Below are 22,539 nucleotides of genomic sequence, written 5' to 3'. Positions count from 1 at the left end.
GTTACAATAGCGTACGCAAGAGGGTCAACTTGCGACCCTCTAATGTTCATTACTTAAAAATAATCTGATCAATTTTTAGCGGGCATCGTCTCACGCTTTTTGAGATCTCGCCAAGATTTGCCTTCGCGGGCTTTACGATCTAGCTGGAACTTTTTTACAGCTCTTTCGTGGCCTTGATAGTCCTCAGAAAAGACATGGGTTCCATCGTTTTGACTCACAAAGAACAAGTAATCCGTGTGTTCTGGCTTTAAAGCCGCAAGCAAGGCTTCTCTTCCCGGGTTCGCTATAGGACCCGGTGGCAAACCATAGATCACATAGGTGTTGTAACGAGTGGGCGTTGTTAGATCCGCACGAGTGATATTGATTTCAATGTGCCCTGTCTTTTCAGCTTTCCCATAGATCACTGTAGGATCTGTTTGCAGGCGCATCTTCTTTAGCAAACGGTTATGGAAGACTGAAGAAATCTTGGGACGCTCTTCTGGAGCTCCGGTTTCTTTTTCAATAATACTTGCTAGCGTCACGACTTGATGACGTTGCCAACCCTGGATACTTGCTTGAGGCAAAACCTCGTTATACACGTACAAGAATCTCTTCACCATGTTTGAGATCAAAGTTCTTGTATCCGTGTATTTCGTAAGCATGTATGTTTCAGGGAAAAGATATCCTTCCAAACTTTCTTGCGTCTCACCTAGCAGACTTTTTACAAGCTGCGGGTCATGCACTAAAGACAAAAACTCTTGCGAAGTTCCAAAGCCCTGCTTTTGATAAAGGTCTGCGATTTCATAAACGCTAAGACCTTCGCTGACAGTGAAGCTGCGAGCAATGCTTTTTCCCGAAGTGATGGTCTCAAGAACTTCTTTCGGCGTCATGTTTGTACGTAAAAGATATTCGCCGACCTTTAACTTCGAACGCTCACCTTTAATTCGTGCATACATCGAAAAGAAGAAGGCATTTTTGATCAATGCCTTTTGTTCTAATTCCGTTGCGATGGAATTAAATCCTTTGCCCGGAGTGACTTCGTAAACCACATCTTGAGCGACATCGCTAGGGCGCGTATTCATGAACGAATATCCTAAATACGCCACTCCCCCGCCGATAGATACCAGCAACGCCACCACTGCCAGAATGAGAACAAGAAAAGTCTTCTTCATTATTTCATATCCAAATTCATACCCGGCAAAATTTTTGTCGGATCAAAAGGAGTCGGATCTTCAAGGCTTGCCACAGGCATTGTGCAATATTGAATTGCAAAGTGCGCTGACGGACGGTCATTGCCTGATTTACCAAAACCACCAAATGGCAAACGAGAACTTGCACCGTTCGTTGTACGGTTCCAGTTCAGAAGTCCTACGCGTGCTTTAAACAATGCATCTTCATAAAGAGCTTTGTTTTTAGAGAAGAGCGCCATCACAAGGCCGTAACCTGTTGAGTTCACAATCTCCATCGCATGATCCCAGTTGTCTGTTTGATAGATAGCAACGTTCGGACCAAAGATTTCAGATTTTTGGTAAACGCTGTTTGGATCAAACTTATTCACCAAGTGAATGCTTGGAGTCACATAGTAACCTTTGTGTTTTAAATCCAAAGATTTACCGCGCATCAAGCTTTCACAGTTTTCACGGTTGGCGATCTCCTGGAAGCGGATGTATTTTTCAACAGCCGCAGCATTGATCAAAGTTCCCATGAAAGTATTTTCCGTCCAGTGGCCGATCGTGAGTTTTTTAGCCGCTTGATAGAATCTTTCAGTAAATTCATCGGCGATTTTGGGATGAAGAATGATTCGACTTGTGCAAGAACAGCGTTGGCCTGCGGTCATGTAAGCACCGACCAAACTTTCGTAGATCGCCTTATCCATATCGGCGTCTTCCCACACCACAGTGGCATTCTTACCGCCCATTTCAAGAGCCAAGATTTTCCAGTAGTGAGTCAAAGTCTCTTGCTTGATTTTAAGTCCCACTTCGTAAGAACCTGTGAACAAGATTCCATCAACATGCTCGTTTGCAACCAAGCGCCCACCGGCTGCGCCGTCTCCTTGCACAAGATTGAAAACACCTTGTGGGAACTGCGCTCTTTCAAAAAGTTCCGCCATGAACTGACCCACAGCCGGAGTTTGCTCAGAAGGTTTAAAGACAACCGTGTTTCCCGCAATCAATGCTGGAATGATATGACCATTTGGCAAATGTGCCGGGAAATTAAATGGTCCGACAACCGCCATCACGCCACGCGAGCGGTGACGAATCACACCGTCGACTTGTGGAAGAGCATTCGTGATTCTTTCTTCAGCCACCAAGTTCAAAGAGTGATTCAAAGTGATATCAATCTTTGCACCCAAAGCCTTGGCTTCCGTCATCGCTTCCCATGTCGGTTTTCCGGTGTCGCGGGAAATGATTTGCGCCATCTGTTCAGCGTTTGCATCAAAAAGTTCTTTTAAGCGCATCAAATAATTTTTTCTTTCGTTCATCGAAAGAGTCGCCCACGCCGGATACGCTTTTTTCGCCGCCACACACGCTTCATCAATATGATCGTGCTTAAACGGCACCGTCATCACAGTGTCGTTCAAATCCGAAGGACTAATGTCTTTAAATTCGCCATCGCCCTTAGTCACAGGAACAAAGCGTCCGTTGATAAAATCACCTTTGTATTTCACGTCAAACATGGTGGTGCTCATGTCTTATCTTCCTCTATTGTAATTAAATGGAGACATATAAACTTCTTCGCCAACTTCAACGCCCAAAAGCTGTCTAAACTTTGGAGCAATCGCCACTTCACCGTCGCGGATATCAACGGATGCTAAAGAGACTTTAAACTCTTCGCCTGTTGTGGCCACAAGCATTTGTTCTTTGTAAGAGGCATCTTTAAATTCGGCGACTTTGGCTCTTTTGCCGTACTTGATTGGCAAAATATCCGCGGTGTTTGCGCCATAGTGAGGTCCTCCATCAAATGGATCAACCTCATCAAGATAACTAAATCCAATGCTTTCCAAAAGATGTTGTGCCGGTTTTGTTGCTTCACCGACGCGTCCTAAAACCAGGCGCGCCTTTGAATCAAGCAAGCACAGATAAATATCATCTTGCGGAAAAAGACTTTCGATAAATTCCTTGTGTGATTGACTGAGTAAATCCGCTTCTTGATACGGAAGACCAGTAAACCTTCTGCCAAGAGCTTCCCAGAATTCACTGCGACCTTCATCAGTTAACGGTGGCGTCAATTCACACAAAACACGGTCTTCAAATTTTTCAGGATAAAGACCCATGTACAAGAAACGAGAAAGACTGATTTGTTTTCCCAGTTTCTCAGGACGACGTCTGTATGATTTATCAACAAGAAGTCCTCCGATTTCTGTTGGCCCGTTAAAATCCAACTGAAAGCGCAAAACTTGATGAATAAATCCAATTCCTAAATCTTGAGAAAAGTGATCTCTTTTAAAAATTCTAAAAAAGCTATGCGGAACTTCGTCCGTTCCGTGCTTGGCAAGAACCAAAGAACTTCCGACAACGCATTTTTCTTCTACGTCTTCGACAACAAACAAGTATTCTGACTGGTGCTTAGGAAGTTTTCCCGCAAAAGAATTTTCACTGCGTTCAATTTTTTCGCCAATAACTTTTTTATCTCCAGGAAGATTGAGCAAATTAAACTGCTTTGCCAAATCCACCAGTTGATTCAAATCATCGTACTGTACCGACCGGATGATAAAACTCATAAACAAAACCTTTCAATGATCCTTTTATAAAATTGAGTTGCCTTCTCAAGGTCCGCCAAAGCCACATGCTCTTGCGGAGTGTGCACGTTTCCTTCCCTTCTGCCGGGACCAAAACACACACAATCAACTCCGATGCGAGAAAAAATACTCGCCTCGTTTGTGGAAGCTTGCGTGATCGGACGGTCGCTAAGACCCATCGCACGCAATTCATCCAAACAACCCTTCACCAAAATAGAATTCACCTCTGTGCGGAAGGGTTTTTTATAGTCATTCACACGGAAGCTCGCACCGTTTTCTTCACACACCTGACGAAGGCGGTCCATCCAACCTTCATAAATCTCGTGCGTGATGATCGGCGGAATACGACATGTGCCCGAAAGCTGAATGTCGTCTTCATTTGTTCTTACTAAACCAATATTCAAAGTTGGAGTGCTTGGATGAAAGTCATCATCTTTAAAATCCAAAAACTCCAGTTCCAAAGTTTTTACAGCGCGATAAATATTCGCAATCTTTTTAGCAATCGGATTTTGGATCATCGTCACCATATCGATTTCTAAAAATGCATTGCTTGGAACCGTATTGAAATTAATGCCGCCGTCCATCTCCATGATGTTCACGGAATCCGGAAGCATCATCAGATACTCCAGCATTTTCACAATCGCACTTTCACCCAAATGCGGAGTGGAAGAGTGCGCGGCTTTTCCGCGGAAAAGTTTTGATTGCGTCGAAGTACTCTCGCGCAAGTTGTGTTCTTGGCGATAACGAGTTTCTTCCTCTGAAAACGGAACACGAATCTCAACACTTGCAAAACCTTTGGCGGCGTTGATCACTTGCAAGTCGCTGGGCTCTCCAATCAAAGCCATCTTTGCAGAGACTTTGTTTTTGCGAATGAGCTTAAGCGCTCCTTGCATTCCCGATTCTTCACCGAAAGTTCCAACCAAAACTGGAGGCAAACGCCAAGCGCGGTTTTTACCAAAAGAAGCCACCGCCTCAAGCTTACACAAAAAATCAAGCTTTACGTCGGCGGCACCCAAACCATGGATTTTTCCATCAATGATGTGAGCGTCAAAAGGATTAGCCCCTGTTTCCGTCCAAAGAGAAAAAGGCCCCGGATCAACCGTGTCGAGATGCGTTTGTAATAACATCTCGGCAGTGGGCCTTTCTTCCGTCGGACGCGCAATCACGTTCACTTGCACAAGATCGCCGACAACCTCTTCCTGTTCCTCGACGTGCAAACCTTTTTGACGGCAAAACGCCGCCACCCACCGCGCGAGATCTCTATTGCCGTGAGTGGGTGTGCTATCGATGGAGATAAGCTGCCTGCAGGCTTCGATAAAATCCAACTAAACTCCTTCGAGCAAAGTTTTCTCAATCATTTTCAACGCGATGTCGATGTCTTCGTCTTGAATGATCGCTGGCACCAAGAAACGAGCGCGCACTGGATCTTTACCGCAAGGGAAAGCAATCACGCCGTTTTGATAAAGTTTATTCAAGAAGGCATTCACACTTTCTTTTTTTCCATCATGCGGAGTGAAAGCGATCATCAAGCCCATACCACCTGCATCTTGTGCAATCCCTTTGCAAGTCGTTTCATTCATACGATTGATACCGTCGATGAAACGCTTGTGGATTTTCCTGATGCGACCATCAGGTCCCAAGTAACCTTCAGAAAGCATGTCGAGCATTTCCATACCCGCACTCAAAGAAGGAGTTGATCCAGAAAATGTTCCCGCGATCAAACCTGGTTTTGGATTGTATTCTTCTGTGTAAAGAGTCGCACCGATTTGCGCCGTTTTTGCGATCGTGCAAATGTCGATGTATTGACCGATATCCAAAGTTTCAAACGCAAAGTATTCACCTGTGCGAGTGAAAGTTTGCACTTCATCCGCCCACACTGCGATGTTTTTAGATTTACAGAAATCAAGAAGTGGCACAAAGAACTCGCGAGGAGCCGCTTGATATCCACCTTCTCCAAGCATCGGTTCAAAACCGAAAACAGAGATGTTGCCTTCATGTTTTGCAACGTGTTCTTTCATCACGCTCAAAGCTTTTTCACCAGAACGCGGATCACGTTTATCAAAGAATGGAACGCGCAATACTTCATGGTATTCAGGCAAACCTTGTTTGTAAGCTGGGTTGTCAGTCACTTCCGCCATCATTGTTGAACGGCCCGCGAAAGCATCTTTAAAGCTCATCACAAAACGCGCTGGAGAATTTTTCTGACGAGAAAGTTTCAACGCATTTTCATTCGCCATTGTTCCGCAAGTCGCAATCCATGCATATTTCATGCGGCTTTTACGGCTTGCAATCTTCACCATTTTCTCTGTGAACAAACGGTATTCGTTATTCGGTTGAAGATTTCCTTGAGTCAAAATATCAGCCAAAGATCCGCGCACTGCTGCTGTCATCACGCGAGGATTTGCGTGACCCATCAAGTGAATGCCGATCCCGTTGATCAAATCCAATTTCACGCTGCCATCTTCAAGCTCTACATAAGGACCACGGCCTGAACCTGTTCCCATGTAAGGATAATGCAACGGACGACCACGGAACTGACCAGTAGAATCAAATTTTTGCTTTCCCGCTTCTTTGAACTCATCAAGAGGAGCACGAATTCCCGAAATTTGTGAATTTAGTTTTGTCACTTCATTCACAAGATCTTGAACCAATGTTTTAATTTTTTCGGATTGCTGTATCTGATGACCTACAAGAGAACTCATAATACCTTTCGCGGATCCTCAACCTATTTCCATGGACCCATTGTTATGTAAAATGCCCGTCCAGTTTACTCCCGGGTCAGGACTAAGACAAGACACGTGGTAGACACGGAAAGACTTTTATCTGTAAACTTGTAGAGCTATGTCGAAACTAAAATTTCTCTCTGTGTTCTTTCTGTCACTCGTTTTGCCCACTCTCGTTGTGGCGCAAACTGGATCTTCTTCCGCAGAGTTATTTAAACAAGGCACACAGCTTTATCTCGCAAAAGATTATACAAAGGCTCGCGAAGCTTTTGCGCAAGCACTGGACAAAGATCCGTATAACGCGACGACCTTGACGAATCTCGCTCTCGCAGAGTTTCAATTGGGAAAAAAGCCTCTCTCGATTGGCCTTCTGCGCAAAGCTTTGGCCTCGGATCCCGAACTTTCCACTGCAAAAGCGGGATTGAAGTTTGCTCTCTCGCAAATGCAAGTGAAGGAAGTTCCTCATCAAATTGAAACTTACGAATCCTTGCGCGCTAATTTGCTGCAGCCTGTTCCGCTGTCTGCGTACCTGATTCTTTCCGCCCTTTCACTTTTTGCTGCAGGTTGGATTTTACTTTCTTATGGCGGGCGTCGAAGAAAAGCCATGGAAGAGGAAAAATCGATGCCGGGCTTTCCCATCATCGGCACTCTTTTGAGTCTCGCTTTTGTGATATTTACAAGCCTTTTAGCTCTGAAAGTCTATGATTCCACGGTATTGCGAGGAACTATCATTGACGAAAAAGTCTCTCTACAAACGGCTCCCGGGGACAATCAGGTCGCAATTCTTGATCTTTACGGCGGGATGGAAGTGATCGCCCATGAAACTCAGGGCGATTGGGTTCAAGTCACCTACCCAGGTTCTCTTACGGGGTGGATTAAAAAATCCGCTCTGCTGATGACGCGTTGACAGCAGGTCCTGGACCAAAATATGATTTACTTCTATGCTAAAAACGCTCCGAGTCATAACAATCGCGGCGGCCATGGGAGTTTTACTTTCAGGCTGTTCATCTATTGAGAAAAATTCCAACACACCGGAAGGCGCTTTCGCTATTGCGGAAGAGTTCGATCAAGGTGAGCGTTACGAAGAAGCTATTCGTCGTTATACGGAAGTGAAAAATAAATTTCCGTACAGCAACTTCGCAACAAAAGCAGAACTTGCGATTGCCGATGTTTACTACAAACAAGAATCTTACGCTGAAGCGCAAGTCGCTTATCAGATGTTCAAAGAGCTTCACCCGACAGTTCCAAATTCTGATTATGTTCAGTTCCGCATCGGTATGAGTTACTTCAACCAACTTCCTTCATCGATCGATCGTGACTTAACTCAAGCCAACGATGCCATCTTGAACCTATCGGAACTTATTAAGAAATATCCAAACTCTCAGTACGTGGCTGAAGCCAAAGAAAAGCGCACGGCTGCGATCAAAATGCTTGCGGAAAAAGAAGAATACATCGCGGATTTCTACTTCAAACGTAAAATCTTCGACAGTGCTTTGGGACGCTACGAAGGACTTTATAACAACTATCGTAGCCTAGGTTTTGATGCAAAAGCACTTTCTCGTGCAGCGATCTGCGCGCAGAAAATCGGTGATTCTCCAAAAGCAAAAAAATATACGGAAGTTTTAGCGCGTGAGTTCCCTGGCAGTAGCGAGCTTAAAGCAGCTCAGAAGGAGACCGAATAATGAACGCTCTTCATGATGACATGCTTTCAGAGGCCCGCGGATATTTTATCAACGGGAATTACAAGATGGCAGAGCCTATCTTGAATCAAATGTTGCTACAAAACACACGCAATCCTGAAGTTTATCAAATGCTGGCGACGATCTCTTATGACAAGGGTCAGTTCAGCAAAGCTATTAAAACTTTCAAACGTGCTCTTGAAATCGACCCGACTTACACTGATGCCAGCGTCGGTCTTTCGATTATTTTGAATGACCTTGGAAAATACGACGAAGGAAAACAAGTTTTCTTGGATGCTCAAGTGCAGCTTGAGAAAAAATCCGGCAAACAAGATCCTTTCGTTGATGAAAAACTCGCTTCCAAGCATGAAGAGTTGGCGGATCTTTACTACCAATACAAACGCTACAACGAAGCTCTTGAGCAACTTTTAAAAGCGCAAAAACTTTCCAGCAGAAAAGCCGAAGTGACTTTGCGAATTGCCGAGGTTTACGTTCAATTAGGCCAAGTCGATCGCGCTATTAAAGATCTGAAAGCTTTGATTCGCGAGTATCCACACCTTATTCCAGCTCGCCTAAAGCTTGGAGCTATTTACTACAATTCAAACAATATTGCTGAAGCCACTGAACAATGGGAGAATATCCTTATTCGGGACCCACAACACCCCGAAGCCTTGCGCTATTTGAAAATGGCTCAGGCGGCTGGCATCACATCCATCGATTTGTAAGAGGCAACAATGGCACAACTTAAAGAACAAATGGTTCCTTTCCTAACTAGCGATGAGATCAAAGAGCTTATCGAAAATCTTGCGCAACAAATCGAACACGATTACGAGGGGAAAGAAGTTGTTTTCATTTGTCCTTTGCGTGGTTCTGTTCACTTCACAGCGGATTTGATGCGCAAAGTGGAACTTCCACAACAAGTCGACTTCGTTCACGTGCAAGCGGTTGAACGCGGTGGCGCGATTAAAATCGTTAAAGATATTTCTGTAAACATCGCGGGAAAACACGTTTTGATCGTGGAAGAAATCATCGATACGGGCCGCACTTTGAGTTTCCTAAGAAGCCGTTTGTTTGCTTCAGCCCCAGCTTCTTTGAAAATCGTGACATTGTTGGATAAACCAGCTCGTCGTGAGTTGCCGATCAAAGCAGACTATATTGGTAAAACGATCGACGACCGCTATGTGGTTGGATACGGAATGGACTCCGAAGAAGTCGGAAGAAATTATCCTGATATCTATACGTTGAAAAACTAGGAAACGGCGACGTTTACTAGAAACAAAATCACAACGCAAAAGGCATAAAGGAACACAAGTTGTTTCGGCATGCTGAGATCTCCTAAAGCCCAATCTAAGCACACTTAAGACCTTCGTCAATATCTGCCTGACCGAAGGTCTTAGTATTTTCTTTCGTCCGACGTTTTTGATTAAATGAACTGACATGACAAAAAAGTTGCGAATTTTGCCGGTCCTTCTGGGATTGGAGATCATTTACCTGTGCATCGCCATTCTGATTCCGACTTTACCGGGCTGGAAGATGTTTGCATCTTTTCAACGAGTTTCTTATGTCGCGAAGTCTGTGGACAACTCCGAGGACATCTCTTTAGAAAAATATTTGCCACCAACTTACTATACGCTCACCGAGCCGATGCTAGTGAAGCTCGCACGTTTTGCCTGCGAAAAAGAGCAGAAATCCATTTCTTTGAACATCACGAATAAGGAATCGAAGGTTTATGTCTTTAAGACGCCCACTTGTGACCTTCAATAAAGTTTCGTGCTTACGGGCTTTTTACGGCTTCTTTGCCGCCGCTTTGGTAAGCCGTGTGCTCAGTGATATTTTTGAACTTCATCGCTGGAGTATTCATCAGGGAGACACTTTTCCGTTTCGCCTTCTTATAGAGGCGATTCCAATTTACCCACCTTATATTTTGTTGATCGAATGGGCGCTGATTTTATTGGGAGCTTTGTTCTTGCTCATTAAGAAAACGCGTCTGGGCGCTCTCTTATCTTTGTTCGGTCTTCTCATGAGTCTTTCCCAGATGTTTCAAAATCAAAAAGTTCTCTTACTATTGATGGCTATCGGTCTTTCGCTGGGTCCTTCTTTGGAAAAAACAACAGCTGACGAAAGAAACGACACGTTGGTGTTTCTAAAATGGCAGATTTTGCTCGTTTATTTGTTCTCGGCCGTTAGTAAAATGTTTGATCAGTTTCCCTCTGGAGAAACGCTCAAAATGATGGACCAAAGTTTGTTCAGTCATCAGTTTGCGGTGAACTGGATTTATTCGGCCGTATCAGTGATCGTCATCCTGACGGAACTTTTTCTTCCCGTTCTTCTTTGGAAAAAACCAAAACTCGGAGTCCTGGCCGTTTTCGTTCTCCATGCGGGTTTTGGGGTTTTTCTTTCCGATATTTTTCCGTTTTCATTGGCGATGATAAGTCTCAGTTTTCTTTTTTTGATTCCTGTAGGCAGTAAAAAGCCTGACCAAAGACTGGTCGAAAACTTCTAAGATCCCTCTAAAACCCACGCAAAGCTCGACTGTTTAAAAGATCACCATTTTTTCAAACTCTCGCCAAAAGGGTTCAAGCCTGCATTCTCAAAATGAGATGTGCAATGGAGTCACTTTTGTAATCCGCAGTCTAAAGAGAATCCCAAAATTAGCCGATATTGTGTTTAAGGGGGAACATCTATGAAGAAGTTCAAAAACTTTTCTAAGAATCTATTGAAAAAAGAGTCAGGCCAAGGCGCGACTGAATACATCCTTTTGCTAGTGGTGGTAGTTGCATTGGTGCTCATGTTCAAAGGAAAAATCACTGAGCAAGTTAACGGTGCGATGGAAAAACTTGGCGCCGACATGGGTAACGTGATCTCTAACTAGATCATAGCCGACCTCACAGGAGGCTAACGTGACAATTGAATACGTTCTTTTGTTAATTGTGATCTTTAGCATTGGGCTGAAAGCATTTCTCTCAGCCCCTGCGGCTGCATTCAAAGAATCCGGCCCGCGTCTTGGTGCGCGTATCGAACAACAATTGGCAACAGGCGACGGATTCAAGCCCGAGCGTGGTCAGCAGATCAAGTGGGAAGGTGACCAATGATAAATCCTTTACGTAACCGCAAAGGACAATTTGTCATTGAGGGCGTTCTCTTGTTGGTGGTCACGGTCAGTGCATTTCTGTGGGCCACAAATTATGCGCGCGACAACAAGTTTCTCGCGAAGCTGATTGCTGGTCCTTGGACAAAAATATCCGGAATGATCGAAGCTGGTGTTTGGGAAGCTCCTGATAAAGCTCGGAAGCAACACCCTAACCAGATTGATCGATCCAATACGGTGAAACCGGAAGGTCAATGAAGAGACAAGGTCAGAGAACTTTTAATCCATTGCGAAATTCCTGCGGTTTTCTAACTGCGGAATTTATATTTTCCATCGTGCTTGCGGCGGGAATGTGCATTGTATTGTTCTCTTTGAACTTCACTCTTTCTATGGCGGAAGTCGCGCAATACATCGCCTTTTCAACGGCGCGTGCGCATGCGGCGGCTCACGTTGATCAAGACAAACAAGAACAGCTTGCTAAAGATAAGTATAAAGAGCTTTTGAACAATCCTGTCTTAAAACCTCTTTTCAACAATCCTGATGGCGGTTGGTTTAAACTTTCTGCCGAGCCCGATATTCGCGGCGGCGGTCAGAAAGGAAATAGTTTTGACGACTATGGTTCTTCTTCGACTCCAGATCGCGTCCCACAAGTGGGTGTGCGATTTGATTTCCAACCACGCATTCTCAATTTAAAAGTTCCCTTCTTGGGAGCGACAACGGAAGACCCTGATGCGGGCTTCTCTGCCAGAATTTCAGGTCTATTGATTCGTGAACCTACAGCAACAGAATGTATGGAGCTGCAGGTTCGCAGACGTTATGATGCGATTATCCAATTGGATAGTCGTTATGGAATATTGGGCGCATCCGGTAAAAACAAGTATGTGCCTCTGGAGGATAACGGATGTTAAAACGCCAATCCTCTTTAAAGAACGAAAAAGGCATGGCGGTATTTGAAATGATACCGATCATTGTCGTTATCGTGTTGTTCTTAAACTTCTCTATTGGATTTTTTGGAGCCATTCATACCGGCATCCTCAACTCCATTGCATCACGAAACTATGCATTTGAAACTTTCCGCAATAGAGCCGACCTGACTTACTTCCGCGGTAATGACGGCGAGCCATTACATTTTGCAAAAGAAAAAATGAGAGTGCACGGAACTCTCACAGAAAAAACTCTCTCTTCAAGAGGCGATACAAACTGGAAAGCTTCTTCCCGTTTGATTGATTTTATGGAGTTTGACAACAGAGCCGCGGACGTGGTCGGCACACAAGCAGATCACAATAAAACAAGATCTATTCCTGAAGGAAGAAACACCACCGTGGGAGTCAATCCCATTTGGATTAGAACAACGTATGGCATTTGCCTGAACTCAACTTGTGGAACCTAGAAAGAAGTAGGACTTTATGGGATCGAACGATACAAGAAATCTCTGGCTTTCCATCGCAGCAGGCGTTTTTGCAACGTTCCTGCTGTACAGCTACTCCCAAGAGAAGAAAGCCGAATACGACAAGCGTTTCGGTTCTACTAAGCGTGTGGTTGTTGCCAAAGAAGACATCGCAGAAATGCAAACGATCTATGATACAATGGTTGAAACAAAAGAACTTCCTGCTGACTTTATTCAACCAGACGCTATCACTATTCCTGATGAAATCATCGGTAACGTGGCAGCTGTCCCTATTCGTAAAGGCCAAATGGTTCTTAAGAATAATCTTTTAACTCCGGGTCCTGATACGGGGATTGCTTTACAAGTGGCTCCTAGTAAGCGCGCCGTAACCATTCCTGTGGATGAAGTGCGCGGTGTTGCGAAACTCATTCGTCCAGGGGACCGTGTAGATATCTTTGCGGCTGTGGATACAGGTAAGGGTATCGGACAACGTCGTGAAGTTTTCACGATGATGTCCGACGTTGTTGTGCTTGCAACAGGTGTGAGTGTTGTGAACAACATTCCACGTATGTTTGAATTGGATTCATCTGGTAAAAACTTAACTCAAATCGCTTTAACCGGTGACACGAAATATACGACAATCACAGTGGAAGCGACTCCGAAGGAAGCTCAGGATCTGTTTTATATTCTTTCGACAGCTCCTGGAAACTTGTTCTTCGCTCTTAGAAATCCGAGCGACAGAACGGTTCCGCCAAGAATGCCAAGCTCAACTTCGGATTCAGTTATGGGACGACCTGTGGTAGCATTAGACGGTGCACCTCCTGTTGCGGCACCACCGATCGCAGTACCTCAGCGACCTGTTTATACACCACCAGTACAACAACAAAGAACTGCTCCTCCGCCGGCACAAAGACCTCGCGGCAATGGATTTCAAACTTTGTAATTGGGTCTAGGATTTTAGGGGAATTAAGGGGGATATGATGAAACGACACATTTTACTGACGGGACTTTTCCTCAGCCTCTGTGGTCATGTCGCTTTTGCACAAGAAGAACTTGTCGCAGAACCGTCTTCGGCAACAGCGGATGAAGGAACTGGCGTCTATCGCTCCCGCAAATTCATCAACCTCACTTTGGGTATTGAGCAGGACGAAAAACTTCCGCCTCTTCCCAATGATATTGAATTCAAAGGAGACTTCCGTCGTATCGTGACGGCGGCTTACGCTAAAGATTTAAATGTCATGCGCTTTACTCCTAAAGCAGAGGGGTTTGCGACGTTGACGATTCACGATAAACGCAATGGTAAAGTCGTTGCGGAATTCCGTATTGACGTTAAGAAAAGCAAGCTCGACAAAGTCGTCCGCGAAATCCGTGCGCTTTTGGGTGATATCGAAGGTATCAATATCAAAATCGTGAACAACAGAGTTGTTGTTGACGGTCAGATCCTTTTGCCAAAAGACCTTGCGCGTATCTACAACGTTATCAAACAATTCGGTGACCAGGCTTCTTCTCTTGTGACCTTGAGTCCTCTTGCGCAGAAGAAAATTGCAGAGTTTATCGCTCGTGATATCAACAACCCCGAGATCGAAGTCCGTGCCGTGAATGACAAAATCATTCTTCAAGGTTGGGCGAATAGTGAAGAAGAATCAAAACGTGCCGAGATCGTGGCAAAAACTTATCTTCCTGACATCGTGATCGATGCCGCGGAAGATGGTGGTCCGATTAAAAAACGTAAGCCTGCGAATGACGGTGTGATCAACCTTATTCAAATTAAGGAAGCTCCGGCAAAACCACCAGCAAAAATGATTCAGCTTGTTGTGCACTATGTGGAATTGAATAAAGACTACTCGAAAGCATTTAAGTTCCAGTTCACTCCTGAATTGGGTGACAACTCGCAAATGACTTTCCAAACAGGTGGCGACAGCCCAGGTGGTGTGATCAGCTCTATCACAGGAACTGTTTCTAACTTGTTACCGAAGCTCAATTGGGCAAAACAACACGGTCATGCGCGCGTGCTTGAAAGTACAAGCTTGATTGTGGAAGACGGTAAAAAAGGTGAAATCAAACAGGTGACTGACCAACCATATCCAGTGATCGGTAAAGACGGTACTCAAGGAACGGCGTTTGCCTCTGTCGGTATCGTGACTGGTATCACACCTGTGCTTTTGGGTGAAAAATCCGGAAGTGTGCACATGGAGATGAGTTTTGAAGTGAGCAGCTTGTTGGGTAATACTCCGCAAGGGGCACCGATTGTGAGTAAGAACCAAATGTCGAGTACGGTGACTGTGCGTGACCGTCAAAGTGCGGCTGTGGGTGGTTTGATCCGCAACTCCACTTCGACAGGTTACAATCGTCCAGCTGGACAAAAGAACCCGATCATCAGCTTGTATGCATCTAAAGACTTCATAAAACAACAAAGCCAGTTTGTGGTCTTTGTTACGCCCATCGTGAAAACTTCTGCGAGCTCGGGAGCTGAGCAAATTAAGAAGAAGTTCCGTTTACGCGACTAACATCTCGTAAACGGACCTCCCATTTCAGCCGATAAAGGAAATGGAGGTCTGCATTGGCTATCAATCCTAATTGTAATCTCATCGCTGTAGTCGGTGGTAAAGGCGGCGTCGGTAAGTCCGTTTTTGCCGCGAACTTTGCATGCACCATCATGAACGAACTCAGAGCCCAAGTGCTTTTGATCGATGCAGACGCGAAGAGCGTCGGCGATCAAAACGTTATCATGGGTTTAAAACCGCAAAAGACTTTAAAAGAACTTGCGAGCTTCCAAGGCTCTTTGAATTCTCAACCCATGAACACATTGGTGACAATGCACCAATCGGGTTTAGCTTATTTAGGCGCGGTTCGTGGACCGGAAGAATCTTTAAATATCTCTCCTGATCTTTTGGGAAAACTTTTAGAGTTTTTCAGTCGTGCATTTAAATTTGTGATCGTCGACGTGGGAACTGATTTAGGTCCCGCGCAAATGGCTGTTCTACAAGAAGCCACAGCGATCATGATCGTGACTAGCCCTGAAGTATTGGTTGTCACACAAACTCAACGCTTGGTGAATGAACTTCTTTCGGCAACTCTTCCGAAAGACATGTTCCAGCTTGTGATTAACAAAGCTTCACCGACAGGTCTTTCTCCGCAAACGATTTCAAATCAATTGCAATTACCTTACGTAGGAATTATTCCGCAGGATGAAGCCACATCGATGATGGCTCTGCAAAAGTACACTCCGTTTGTGTTGTCAGCTCCTAAAGCTCCAGTCACAGCGGCGTATTATGATGTCACCCGCAAATTGACGGGCGGCATCCTGCAAAGACTTAAAACAATTGCTCGCCCTAAACCAGCACCGGCTGCCACAGAAGCTGCTGCGGGTGGAGCTTCCGCTGGGGCTGCGGCAACGGCAGGAATGGATGCGCGCACACTCTTAAAAATCCGCGTGCACAACGAATTAATTCGTACCGTGGATTTAAAAAAGCTTTTGCTTGATACAAAACAAGATGAAGGAAAAGAAAAAGAAATCCGCGAAAAAACAAAAAGAGAAATCACTCTGATTGTCGATAAAGAGGCTCCGGATCTTGCCCGTGAAGAGCGTTCTAAAATTATTAAAGAGGTTTTAGAAGAAGCTTTGGGATTAGGTCCCCTGGAAGATCTTCTGGCTGACCCTGATGTTACCGAGATCATGGTGAATGGTTTTAGAAAAATCTTTGTCGAGAAAAGCGGTAAAGTTCAATTAAGTCCCGTGACATTCACATCGAATGATCACCTTCGCCGTATCATCGAGCGTATCGTGACTCCACTAGGTCGTCAGATCAATGACTCAACTCCTTACGTGGATGCGCGTTTAAAAGACGGTTCCCGTGTGAATGCCGTGATTGAGCCACTGGCTATCGACGGACCAGCTTTAACAATTCGTAAATTTAAAAAAGGTGGTATCACACCTGAGAAGTACATCAATTACGGAAGTATCACGAAGAACATGATCGACTTCCTTCGCATTTGTTCAGAGAACGGTTTGAATATCGTGATCTCGGGTGGTACTGGTTCCGGTAAAACCTCGCTTCTGAATATGCTTTCGTCTTTCATTCCGTCGAATGAACGTGTGATCACAGTCGAGGACGCGGCCGAGTTGCAACTGCAACAAGAGCACGTGGTCCGCCTGGAAACACGCCCTGCTTCAATGGAAGGATCCAACGCCGTCACCATTCGTGATTTGATTAAGAATGCCCTACGTATGCGTCCTGACCGTATCATCGTCGGTGAGTGCCGTGACGGTGCCGCACTAGACATGCTTCAAGCCATGAACACAGGTCACGATGGTTCTATGACAACGACTCACGCCAACAGTCCGCGTGAGTGTATTGCCCGTCTTGAAACTCTTTGTATGATGTCGGGAATGGAGCTTCCAATTCGTGCGATCCGTGAACAAATCGCGGGTGCGGTGAATTTGATTGTTCAGATTTCTCGTCTGTCAGATGGTAGCCGTAAGATCTTAAGCATCACTGAAGTTGCCGGTATGCAAGGTGACGTCGTGACGTTGGCAGAGATCTTCCGCTTTAAAGAAACAGGTTACGATAAGAATAGAAAAATTCAGGGTGTGTTCCAGGCCACTGGTACAATCCCAAGCTTCATCCAAAAATTGAGCGACAAAGGTGTTGTGATTCCGCGTGAGATCTTCTCGAATGATCCTGCGACGGCAACTCCAGGTGCTCCAGCAGCGGGTGCTCCTAAATCTCCATTGGGTGCTCTGCCAAAAATGCCAGGTGTCGCACCGGTGAAAAAATCGGGGTAGAACATGAAGTTTCTCGCTAACGAATGGGTGTTAATCCCTCTTTTTGGAATCTGCGTTTTTGTTTTTGTTATCCTTTGGGCTGACAAAACAATTGCGTGGCTCCATAAGCGCAGTCTTGGACAGCGTGATGAGGTGATTCGCATGCTTCGTTTGATGGGGAACGACGTGAACGAAAAGAAAATCACCATTCTGATTCTCTTGGTGAGTTTTGGTATGGGAGCTTTGGTTTTCTTGGCTGTTTGGCCAAGCGTTCTTATCGGATTTATTTTTGGTGCCGCTATCACTGTCGGTGGTTGGCAGTTGCCTTTGTTTGTTGTGAAACTCACCTACGAACAACGTTGCACACGATTCGTGGACCAAATGGTGGATGGTCTTACTATTATGGCTAACGGTATTAAAGCCGGCTCCAATCCTCAAGAGTCCATGAAGCGTGTGGTAGAGATTATGGGAAATCCTATCAGTCAGGAATTCGCGCAAGTTCTTTATCAAATGCAAGTGGGTGACAGTTTTGAAAGTGCGCTGAATGATTTAGGCCAGCGCATTCCCCGTCCTGACGTTCAGATGTTTGTGACGTCGATCAATATTTTAAAAGAGACCGGCGGTAACTTGGCGGAGACTTTCCAGACTATCGTCACGGTCATTCGTGAAAGACAAAAAGTAGAGAAAAAAATTCAAGCTCTGACTGCACAAGGCCTCATGCAAGGAATTATCGTCACCATGATTCCATTTATCTTAATGGCCGTCTTTATGGTGATAGACCCGGGTTTTATCAAACCAATGTTTAACACAACCCTAGGTCTAGTGTTGTTGTTTATGATGCTTGGTCTGCAAATAATCGGTGGCATAGTCATTAAAAAGCTTGTTACCATTAAAGTGTAGTTTGTCAGTTTCTAGGAAGAGGGTACCGATAATGATGAAGAAGGCAATTTTGGCGTTCGCTTTTCTTTTTTCAGCACAAGCTTACGCGCTTGTTGATATGAAAAATGCCAACTACTCCAATACATGGATTGATATGGATGTGCCAGGCAGCGGTTACGATTTGAAAATCGTGCGCACTTACAACAGCCGTTCACTTTTCAATGGTATGTTTGGTTTCGGATGGTGCTCAGATTTCGAAACAGCGATGGAAGTCAACGCTGAAGGAAATATCAAAGTTAAAGAATGTGGTGGCGGTTTGGAAGTGACGTTTGCTCCTCGCGAAGTCACACGCAAAGATGTGGAAAACACAATTGCTCAAATCATCACTAAAATGAAAGCTGAAAAGAAAGTGGGTCTGACAGAGGCTTACTTGACGAGTTTGAAAACTCAGCTTCTTGAAGATGACAGCGCTCGCTCTGAGTTCGCGGCAAAATATGGAATTTCTGTTCCTGTTAAAGAAGGTACGAAGTTCTATGCAAACGGTCGCGAAGTTGAACACTTTGTTTTCAACAAAACATATTACACACGCAATCTTCCAGACGGCAGTGCTCAACGCTTTAGCCCGCAAGGAAAATTGACTCATATCTATGATAAAAACGGCAACTTCTTGAAGTTTGATTACGACAAAGACGTGATCGCTTCTATTCAAGACAACAACGGCCGTCGTTTGAACTTTAAGTACTATCAAAACAAAAAAGTAAAATCCATCACAGGCCCGAACGGTTTGATGGCGGATTATAAGTTTGCAAATTTAGATGACCTTGCTTCTGTAAAGAACGCTTGGTTGAAAACTTATACTTACGAATACGACGAACTTCACAATCTCACAAAAGCAACTTGGCCGGATAAAACTTTTATCGCAATTAAATACGATAAAAAGAACGACTGGGTGACAGCGTTTGCAGGTCGTGACAAGTGTTTAGAGTCTTATAAATACGAATTCTCTGCTAACGACCCTAAAAATCACTATTGGTCGACAGTGAAGAAAACTTGCGGCAAAGAAGTGATGGCAGATAACAAATACGAATTCTGGCACCAACAACGCGCTGACGGTCAATACTTCCTGCAAAGAGTGATGACGACAGTCAACGGCAATGTGACGGATATCACTTATCATGACGTGTTTGGAAAACCGGTTTCCATCCGTCGTAACGCCGATCGCGTTTCTTACGAGTACTATCCAGATGGACTTGTAAAAGTAAAAGCGGCTCCCAATGTGCGTATGGCGTTTGAGTATGATCCAAAGATCAAAAAAGTCAGCGCTGTTACTAGCACGTTCTTTAATGAAAAAGGGGCTAAGGTCTCTGTGAAGAACACGCAGTTTAAGTACGATGCCAAGGGCAATCTGACTTATGCGCAAAATAGTGACGGTCAAAAAATCAATATGACTTACGATAACCGTGGTCGTATTGCGACAATCACGGATCATGCAAAAAAAGTTGTTAAGATTGAATACGAAGAGCGTTATGGAAAACCTTCCATCGTCACTCGTCCTGGTCTTGGAACAATTGTAGTAAGTTATAAACCAAATGGGGATATCAACAAAGTGGATAGCAAAGAAGGTCCTTCTGTTGCTATGCAAGTTGCAAGTACATTCAACAACCTGCTAGATATTATTGCCCCTGCAACAGCGGAATTGTATCTATAAAGGAGAAGGTGAATTTATGAAAAGACTTTTAGTTCTTTCCATTTTGTTGGCTGGTCTTGGCTCCGCATTTGTGAGCACCTCCTCCTTTGCACAAGAGGATGATTCAAAGAGAACAGTAAATCCTGGTGAAGATCCAAATGAAGCTCAAGGCGGTAAGCCTTCTGAGGCTGACGTGGCAGCTCCGGGCGTGTGCCCAGAGTGTATCGCTCGCATGAAGCACGGTCGCCTTGGCGATAATACGACTTATAGACCTGCGGGCACAGCAGCTCCAGATAACACTTCGCCGACAACTCGCGAAGGCACTCGTTAAAACTGTCTAGAATCTTGGCATTCGATAACCTAAAAAGGGCTTTGGTCATCCAAAGCCCTTTTATTTTGTCTCAAAGTTGGTTGATTTTGCTCTTGGTGTCTCGTTTTGAGACGAACTTTATGGCACATCCGATGCATTAGCATTCTTCTGAGTAGATTTATATTTTTTGTACTCGTTACAAAGGAGTTCCTATGAAGAAGATGGTTAAAACCGTTATCGCTATGTCTGTTGTTACTTTCGCATTTGCGTCTGCATCTGTTGCAAGCCCGAAGTGCTCACACAGAGTGGCCTCTGCTTCAAATGATCTTTTGAAAGACACAAACCCAGCGAAGGCTTCCAAGACGACTGTGAAAACGTCAGATAAGACTCAGTCAGGTGTAAGATAATTTCCACTTTTTCAGGAAGGCGTTAGCGAACTGCTTTTTCGTGAGCGCCTTCTTGAAATCCGTCGACCGTGCTAGCCACGCCTTCTTTCAAACTTTTGCCAAGATTACGCAAAGCCATAGCTCCACCAGCGGCTGCACTTTGAATGTATTGAGATACTGTTGAATTTTGCAACCAATGGAACGAGTGATTTTCGATGGAAGCTCCACCGACTTTGACTTGCATAAGAACGATCAAAAGTGCCGTGCAAGCAAAACACTTCAAGACAAATTTAAGTTCTTCCATGAGTTGATTCTCCTAGATGCGGTAATACTTTTTTAATTGATTCTAAAATCTGTTCTTTGCTGAATGGCTTTGTGATGTAGTCATCAAAGCCAGAGTCATAAGCTTTTTGTACAAGTGCCTCTTGATCAATCGTAGAACAACCGATGATTTTAATTTCCGGATGAAGTTCTTTGATAATTTTAGCGGTCTCAATGCCATTTCTAAGTGGCATCACCATATCTAAAAAAACCAGATCGGGAAGAGTGGATTCGACAAGCGCCACGGCTTCATCACCATTAGCGGCTTCACCCACGCAAGTGCCTCCAGCGGAAGTCACAATGTTCTTCACAAGTTCACGTAAAAAAGCGGCGTCGTCTACGACAGCAAAACGTATCTTCATCCGCTTCAGTATAAATTTTATGAGGACTTTTGATTAGTGGATTTTAGTGGCCCCAACGATAGCCTAGGGAGAACATATACAGTGAGTTTGTCACGCTGACGTTGGAAGGCGTTGTCCCTGTACTTGGGTCTGGCAAGTTCGCGTTGCCATCAAAAACGTTTCGTTCAGCACTTAAACCCAAATTCCAAATCATCTGACTTTCGCGTGTGAATTTCCACTCGCCACCCAGATCAAGACCGATACGGATGCTCTCTTCAGAAGATCCCGATTTGATCGCTGCTCCCGTTTCAGTTTCTGTGTGTTGCAAACGCGGGAAGAAACTTCCGCCAATAACCCATGAATAATTTTGAGAACTTGGAATGCGTGCTTTTAAACCCACACCGAAACCTTGCGATTTCAAACGGGCTCTTGATGTGTTGTCACTTGGTACATTCATTTTATTGTCACTAAGAAGAATAGAAAATTCCACGGAACTCGATTTGCGAGAAACACCAAAAAACTTTCTAAAGTTCACACCTAGATCCACAAATTCATACTTCGCAGGAACACGTGATGAACCACTTACAGCATCCACATCCGCCGCAAAAGAAAACATGATTTGTCCGCTCACACCAATAAGAGGTGTTAGCCATACATTTGTTTTAAATTTCAGAGCATTAAAGAAACTTTGATAATCACGGTAGGAATAGTTAGATTGAGAGTCATTGTACGCAACGACTGGCATCACATCCAATTCCACGCGGTTATTACGAATATCATCGGGATGAATGGTCTCACGATAAAAATCATAGATCTTTTCTGCTTTGCTAGAGAAAAGACTTTCCGCCTGCTCACTGATTCCAGGTTCTTGGACATCCGAAGCGGCCGTTGCACCTGGACTGGACGTTTCGGTCTTAGATTTTGCAGCCTCTTGCGCCACTTTGGCTTCAAGGGCTTTTTTCTCTGCCTCTTTCTTTTCAGCTTCGATTTTCGCCAATTCAGCTTCTTTACGGGCTTTTTCTTCCGCTTCCAGTTCGCTGGCTTTTAAAGTGCGCACCTTCACGCCATCGCCATCAGTAACCACAGGCGTAGCCTCACCCTCCGAGGCCGGACGACGAACCTTTTTTGCGCTTTTACGGACTTCATAACGACCTGAAGAGAAACCTTCAAGACTTGTTTGCGCATGAGTTTGAAAACTCACGGTCAACAATCCGACAACAATGAAAAAAGAAAGAGAAGACTTCATAAGAAATAT

At 44.6% G+C, this 22,539-nt stretch carries 26 protein-coding genes; 18 read left to right on the top strand and 8 right to left on the bottom strand.

Translation table 11 applies throughout. The annotated features are described in order from the left end of the window. Positions 1-68: 68 nt before the first annotated feature. The 5 genes from mltG to AAAA78_RS00640 are packed head-to-tail and all read right to left on the bottom strand — an operon-like array spanning position 69 to position 6,420. Complete coding sequence (gene mltG / locus AAAA78_RS00660) at positions 69-1,151, bottom strand: endolytic transglycosylase MltG (RefSeq protein WP_340589780.1); 1,083 nt, start codon at positions 1,149-1,151, stop codon at positions 69-71. Beyond that, a complete protein-coding gene (locus tag AAAA78_RS00655; RefSeq protein WP_340589778.1) occupies positions 1,151-2,668 on the bottom strand; it encodes a succinylglutamate-semialdehyde dehydrogenase in 1,518 nt (505 codons plus the stop codon). The genes mltG and AAAA78_RS00655 overlap by 1 nt, the downstream gene beginning before the upstream one ends. Before the next feature lie 3 nt (positions 2,669-2,671). Then, positions 2,672-3,700 carry an arginine N-succinyltransferase gene (locus tag AAAA78_RS00650; RefSeq protein WP_340589777.1) on the bottom strand — a complete coding sequence of 343 codons (1,029 nt, stop codon included), beginning with the start codon at positions 3,698-3,700 and terminating at the stop codon, positions 2,672-2,674. After that, the gene (locus AAAA78_RS00645) at positions 3,697-5,043 is read right to left on the bottom strand and encodes a M20 family metallopeptidase (protein WP_340589776.1); all 1,347 of its coding nucleotides are present in this window, start codon (positions 5,041-5,043) and stop codon (positions 3,697-3,699) included. The genes AAAA78_RS00650 and AAAA78_RS00645 overlap by 4 nt, the downstream gene beginning before the upstream one ends. Beyond that, positions 5,044-6,420, bottom strand: coding sequence for an aminotransferase class III-fold pyridoxal phosphate-dependent enzyme (locus tag AAAA78_RS00640; RefSeq protein ID WP_340589775.1), 1,377 nt, complete (start codon positions 6,418-6,420; stop codon positions 5,044-5,046). 139 nt (positions 6,421-6,559) lie between these two features. On the opposite strand from AAAA78_RS00640, the gene AAAA78_RS00635 reads away from it, so the two are divergent. From AAAA78_RS00635 to AAAA78_RS00550, 18 genes are all read left to right on the top strand, one after another. Then, positions 6,560-7,348 (top strand): hypothetical protein, encoded by a 789-nt coding sequence (locus AAAA78_RS00635; RefSeq protein WP_340589773.1) that lies wholly within the window; start codon positions 6,560-6,562, stop codon positions 7,346-7,348. A 34-nt stretch (positions 7,349-7,382) separates the two neighbouring features. Further along, positions 7,383-8,123, top strand: coding sequence for an outer membrane protein assembly factor BamD (locus tag AAAA78_RS00630; RefSeq protein WP_340589772.1), 741 nt, complete (start codon positions 7,383-7,385; stop codon positions 8,121-8,123). Next, the gene (locus tag AAAA78_RS00625) at positions 8,123-8,845 is read left to right on the top strand and encodes a tetratricopeptide repeat protein (RefSeq protein WP_340589771.1); all 723 of its coding nucleotides are present in this window, start codon (positions 8,123-8,125) and stop codon (positions 8,843-8,845) included. Before AAAA78_RS00630 ends, AAAA78_RS00625 begins: the two co-directional genes overlap by 1 nt. A gap of 9 nt (positions 8,846-8,854) precedes the next feature. Beyond that, positions 8,855-9,373 carry a hypoxanthine phosphoribosyltransferase gene (gene hpt / locus AAAA78_RS00620; protein WP_295901612.1) on the top strand — a complete coding sequence of 173 codons (519 nt, stop codon included), beginning with the start codon at positions 8,855-8,857 and terminating at the stop codon, positions 9,371-9,373. Positions 9,374-9,557: 184 nt separating this feature from the next. Further along, positions 9,558-9,884, top strand: coding sequence for a hypothetical protein (locus AAAA78_RS00615; protein ID WP_340589769.1), 327 nt, complete (start codon positions 9,558-9,560; stop codon positions 9,882-9,884). Continuing rightward, a complete protein-coding gene (locus tag AAAA78_RS00610) occupies positions 9,850-10,623 on the top strand; it encodes a hypothetical protein (RefSeq protein WP_340589767.1) in 774 nt (257 codons plus the stop codon). The genes AAAA78_RS00615 and AAAA78_RS00610 overlap by 35 nt, the downstream gene beginning before the upstream one ends. Before the next feature lie 180 nt (positions 10,624-10,803). Next, a complete protein-coding gene (locus AAAA78_RS00605) occupies positions 10,804-10,992 on the top strand; it encodes a Flp1 family type IVb pilin (RefSeq protein ID WP_295901602.1) in 189 nt (62 codons plus the stop codon). A 28-nt stretch (positions 10,993-11,020) separates the two neighbouring features. After that, positions 11,021-11,212 (top strand): hypothetical protein, encoded by a 192-nt coding sequence (locus tag AAAA78_RS00600; RefSeq protein ID WP_295901599.1) that lies wholly within the window; start codon positions 11,021-11,023, stop codon positions 11,210-11,212. Next, positions 11,209-11,466, top strand: a complete 258-nt coding sequence (locus AAAA78_RS00595) for a hypothetical protein (protein ID WP_295901596.1) — start codon at positions 11,209-11,211, stop codon at positions 11,464-11,466. The genes AAAA78_RS00600 and AAAA78_RS00595 overlap by 4 nt, the downstream gene beginning before the upstream one ends. Next, a complete protein-coding gene (locus AAAA78_RS00590) occupies positions 11,463-12,116 on the top strand; it encodes a hypothetical protein (protein ID WP_340589765.1) in 654 nt (217 codons plus the stop codon). Before AAAA78_RS00595 ends, AAAA78_RS00590 begins: the two co-directional genes overlap by 4 nt. Further along, on the top strand, positions 12,110-12,598 hold the full coding sequence (locus AAAA78_RS00585) for a hypothetical protein (protein ID WP_340589763.1): 489 nt from the start codon (positions 12,110-12,112) through the stop codon (positions 12,596-12,598). Before AAAA78_RS00590 ends, AAAA78_RS00585 begins: the two co-directional genes overlap by 7 nt. Before the next feature lie 16 nt (positions 12,599-12,614). After that, positions 12,615-13,538 (top strand): Flp pilus assembly protein CpaB, encoded by a 924-nt coding sequence (cpaB, locus tag AAAA78_RS00580; protein WP_340589762.1) that lies wholly within the window; start codon positions 12,615-12,617, stop codon positions 13,536-13,538. Positions 13,539-13,575: 37 nt separating this feature from the next. Further along, complete coding sequence (locus AAAA78_RS00575; protein WP_340589761.1) at positions 13,576-15,102, top strand: BON domain-containing protein; 1,527 nt, start codon at positions 13,576-13,578, stop codon at positions 15,100-15,102. Positions 15,103-15,155: 53 nt separating this feature from the next. Next, positions 15,156-17,381, top strand: coding sequence for an ATPase, T2SS/T4P/T4SS family (locus AAAA78_RS00570; RefSeq protein WP_340589760.1), 2,226 nt, complete (start codon positions 15,156-15,158; stop codon positions 17,379-17,381). Positions 17,382-17,384: 3 nt separating this feature from the next. Continuing rightward, positions 17,385-18,260: a type II secretion system F family protein gene (locus AAAA78_RS00565; protein ID WP_295905165.1), complete on the top strand. Its 876-nt coding sequence runs from the start codon at positions 17,385-17,387 to the stop codon at positions 18,258-18,260. A 31-nt stretch (positions 18,261-18,291) separates the two neighbouring features. Further along, positions 18,292-19,947, top strand: coding sequence for a DUF6531 domain-containing protein (locus AAAA78_RS00560; RefSeq protein WP_340589758.1), 1,656 nt, complete (start codon positions 18,292-18,294; stop codon positions 19,945-19,947). A 16-nt stretch (positions 19,948-19,963) separates the two neighbouring features. After that, positions 19,964-20,257 carry a hypothetical protein gene (locus tag AAAA78_RS00555; RefSeq protein ID WP_295905161.1) on the top strand — a complete coding sequence of 98 codons (294 nt, stop codon included), beginning with the start codon at positions 19,964-19,966 and terminating at the stop codon, positions 20,255-20,257. Positions 20,258-20,448: 191 nt separating this feature from the next. Beyond that, complete coding sequence (locus AAAA78_RS00550) at positions 20,449-20,643, top strand: hypothetical protein (protein WP_295905158.1); 195 nt, start codon at positions 20,449-20,451, stop codon at positions 20,641-20,643. A 22-nt stretch (positions 20,644-20,665) separates the two neighbouring features. On the opposite strand, the gene AAAA78_RS00545 is transcribed toward AAAA78_RS00550, so the two are convergent. From AAAA78_RS00545 to AAAA78_RS00535, 3 genes are read right to left on the bottom strand one after another with little or no spacing between them, the layout of a single operon-like run. Next, positions 20,666-20,926: a hypothetical protein gene (locus AAAA78_RS00545; protein ID WP_340589755.1), complete on the bottom strand. Its 261-nt coding sequence runs from the start codon at positions 20,924-20,926 to the stop codon at positions 20,666-20,668. Then, on the bottom strand, positions 20,913-21,305 hold the full coding sequence (locus tag AAAA78_RS00540) for a response regulator (protein WP_340589754.1): 393 nt from the start codon (positions 21,303-21,305) through the stop codon (positions 20,913-20,915). Before AAAA78_RS00540 ends, AAAA78_RS00545 begins: the two co-directional genes overlap by 14 nt. Positions 21,306-21,348: 43 nt before the next feature. Further along, positions 21,349-22,530 (bottom strand): autotransporter outer membrane beta-barrel domain-containing protein, encoded by a 1,182-nt coding sequence (locus AAAA78_RS00535; protein ID WP_340589753.1) that lies wholly within the window; start codon positions 22,528-22,530, stop codon positions 21,349-21,351. Positions 22,531-22,539 lie beyond the last annotated feature (9 nt).

The organism is Bdellovibrio sp. BCCA (assembly GCF_037996825.1).
Taxonomy (GTDB): Bacteria; Bdellovibrionota; Bdellovibrionia; order Bdellovibrionales; family Bdellovibrionaceae; genus Bdellovibrio.
This window is presented reverse-complemented; position numbering and strand designations above follow the sequence as displayed.

Coding starts and splice junctions, on each gene's coding strand:
- AAAA78_RS00575 (WP_340589761.1), top strand. CDS start 13,576: ATGAAACGACACATTTTACTGACGGGACTTTTCCTCAGCCTCTGTGGT.
- AAAA78_RS00540 (WP_340589754.1), bottom strand. CDS start 21,305: ATGAAGATACGTTTTGCTGTCGTAGACGACGCCGCTTTTTTACGTGAA.
- AAAA78_RS00590 (WP_340589765.1), top strand. CDS start 11,463: ATGAAGAGACAAGGTCAGAGAACTTTTAATCCATTGCGAAATTCCTGC.
- AAAA78_RS00595 (WP_295901596.1), top strand. CDS start 11,209: ATGATAAATCCTTTACGTAACCGCAAAGGACAATTTGTCATTGAGGGC.
- AAAA78_RS00615 (WP_340589769.1), top strand. CDS start 9,558: ATGACAAAAAAGTTGCGAATTTTGCCGGTCCTTCTGGGATTGGAGATC.
- mltG (WP_340589780.1), bottom strand. CDS start 1,151: ATGAAGAAGACTTTTCTTGTTCTCATTCTGGCAGTGGTGGCGTTGCTG.
- AAAA78_RS00545 (WP_340589755.1), bottom strand. CDS start 20,926: ATGGAAGAACTTAAATTTGTCTTGAAGTGTTTTGCTTGCACGGCACTT.
- AAAA78_RS00560 (WP_340589758.1), top strand. CDS start 18,292: ATGATGAAGAAGGCAATTTTGGCGTTCGCTTTTCTTTTTTCAGCACAA.
- hpt (WP_295901612.1), top strand. CDS start 8,855: ATGGCACAACTTAAAGAACAAATGGTTCCTTTCCTAACTAGCGATGAG.
- AAAA78_RS00630 (WP_340589772.1), top strand. CDS start 7,383: ATGCTAAAAACGCTCCGAGTCATAACAATCGCGGCGGCCATGGGAGTT.
- AAAA78_RS00650 (WP_340589777.1), bottom strand. CDS start 3,700: ATGAGTTTTATCATCCGGTCGGTACAGTACGATGATTTGAATCAACTG.
- AAAA78_RS00585 (WP_340589763.1), top strand. CDS start 12,110: ATGTTAAAACGCCAATCCTCTTTAAAGAACGAAAAAGGCATGGCGGTA.
- AAAA78_RS00635 (WP_340589773.1), top strand. CDS start 6,560: ATGTCGAAACTAAAATTTCTCTCTGTGTTCTTTCTGTCACTCGTTTTG.
- AAAA78_RS00565 (WP_295905165.1), top strand. CDS start 17,385: ATGAAGTTTCTCGCTAACGAATGGGTGTTAATCCCTCTTTTTGGAATC.
- AAAA78_RS00605 (WP_295901602.1), top strand. CDS start 10,804: ATGAAGAAGTTCAAAAACTTTTCTAAGAATCTATTGAAAAAAGAGTCA.
- cpaB (WP_340589762.1), top strand. CDS start 12,615: ATGGGATCGAACGATACAAGAAATCTCTGGCTTTCCATCGCAGCAGGC.
- AAAA78_RS00640 (WP_340589775.1), bottom strand. CDS start 6,420: ATGAGTTCTCTTGTAGGTCATCAGATACAGCAATCCGAAAAAATTAAA.
- AAAA78_RS00555 (WP_295905161.1), top strand. CDS start 19,964: ATGAAAAGACTTTTAGTTCTTTCCATTTTGTTGGCTGGTCTTGGCTCC.
- AAAA78_RS00625 (WP_340589771.1), top strand. CDS start 8,123: ATGAACGCTCTTCATGATGACATGCTTTCAGAGGCCCGCGGATATTTT.
- AAAA78_RS00535 (WP_340589753.1), bottom strand. CDS start 22,530: ATGAAGTCTTCTCTTTCTTTTTTCATTGTTGTCGGATTGTTGACCGTG.
- AAAA78_RS00610 (WP_340589767.1), top strand. CDS start 9,850: ATGTCTTTAAGACGCCCACTTGTGACCTTCAATAAAGTTTCGTGCTTA.
- AAAA78_RS00550 (WP_295905158.1), top strand. CDS start 20,449: ATGAAGAAGATGGTTAAAACCGTTATCGCTATGTCTGTTGTTACTTTC.
- AAAA78_RS00655 (WP_340589778.1), bottom strand. CDS start 2,668: ATGAGCACCACCATGTTTGACGTGAAATACAAAGGTGATTTTATCAAC.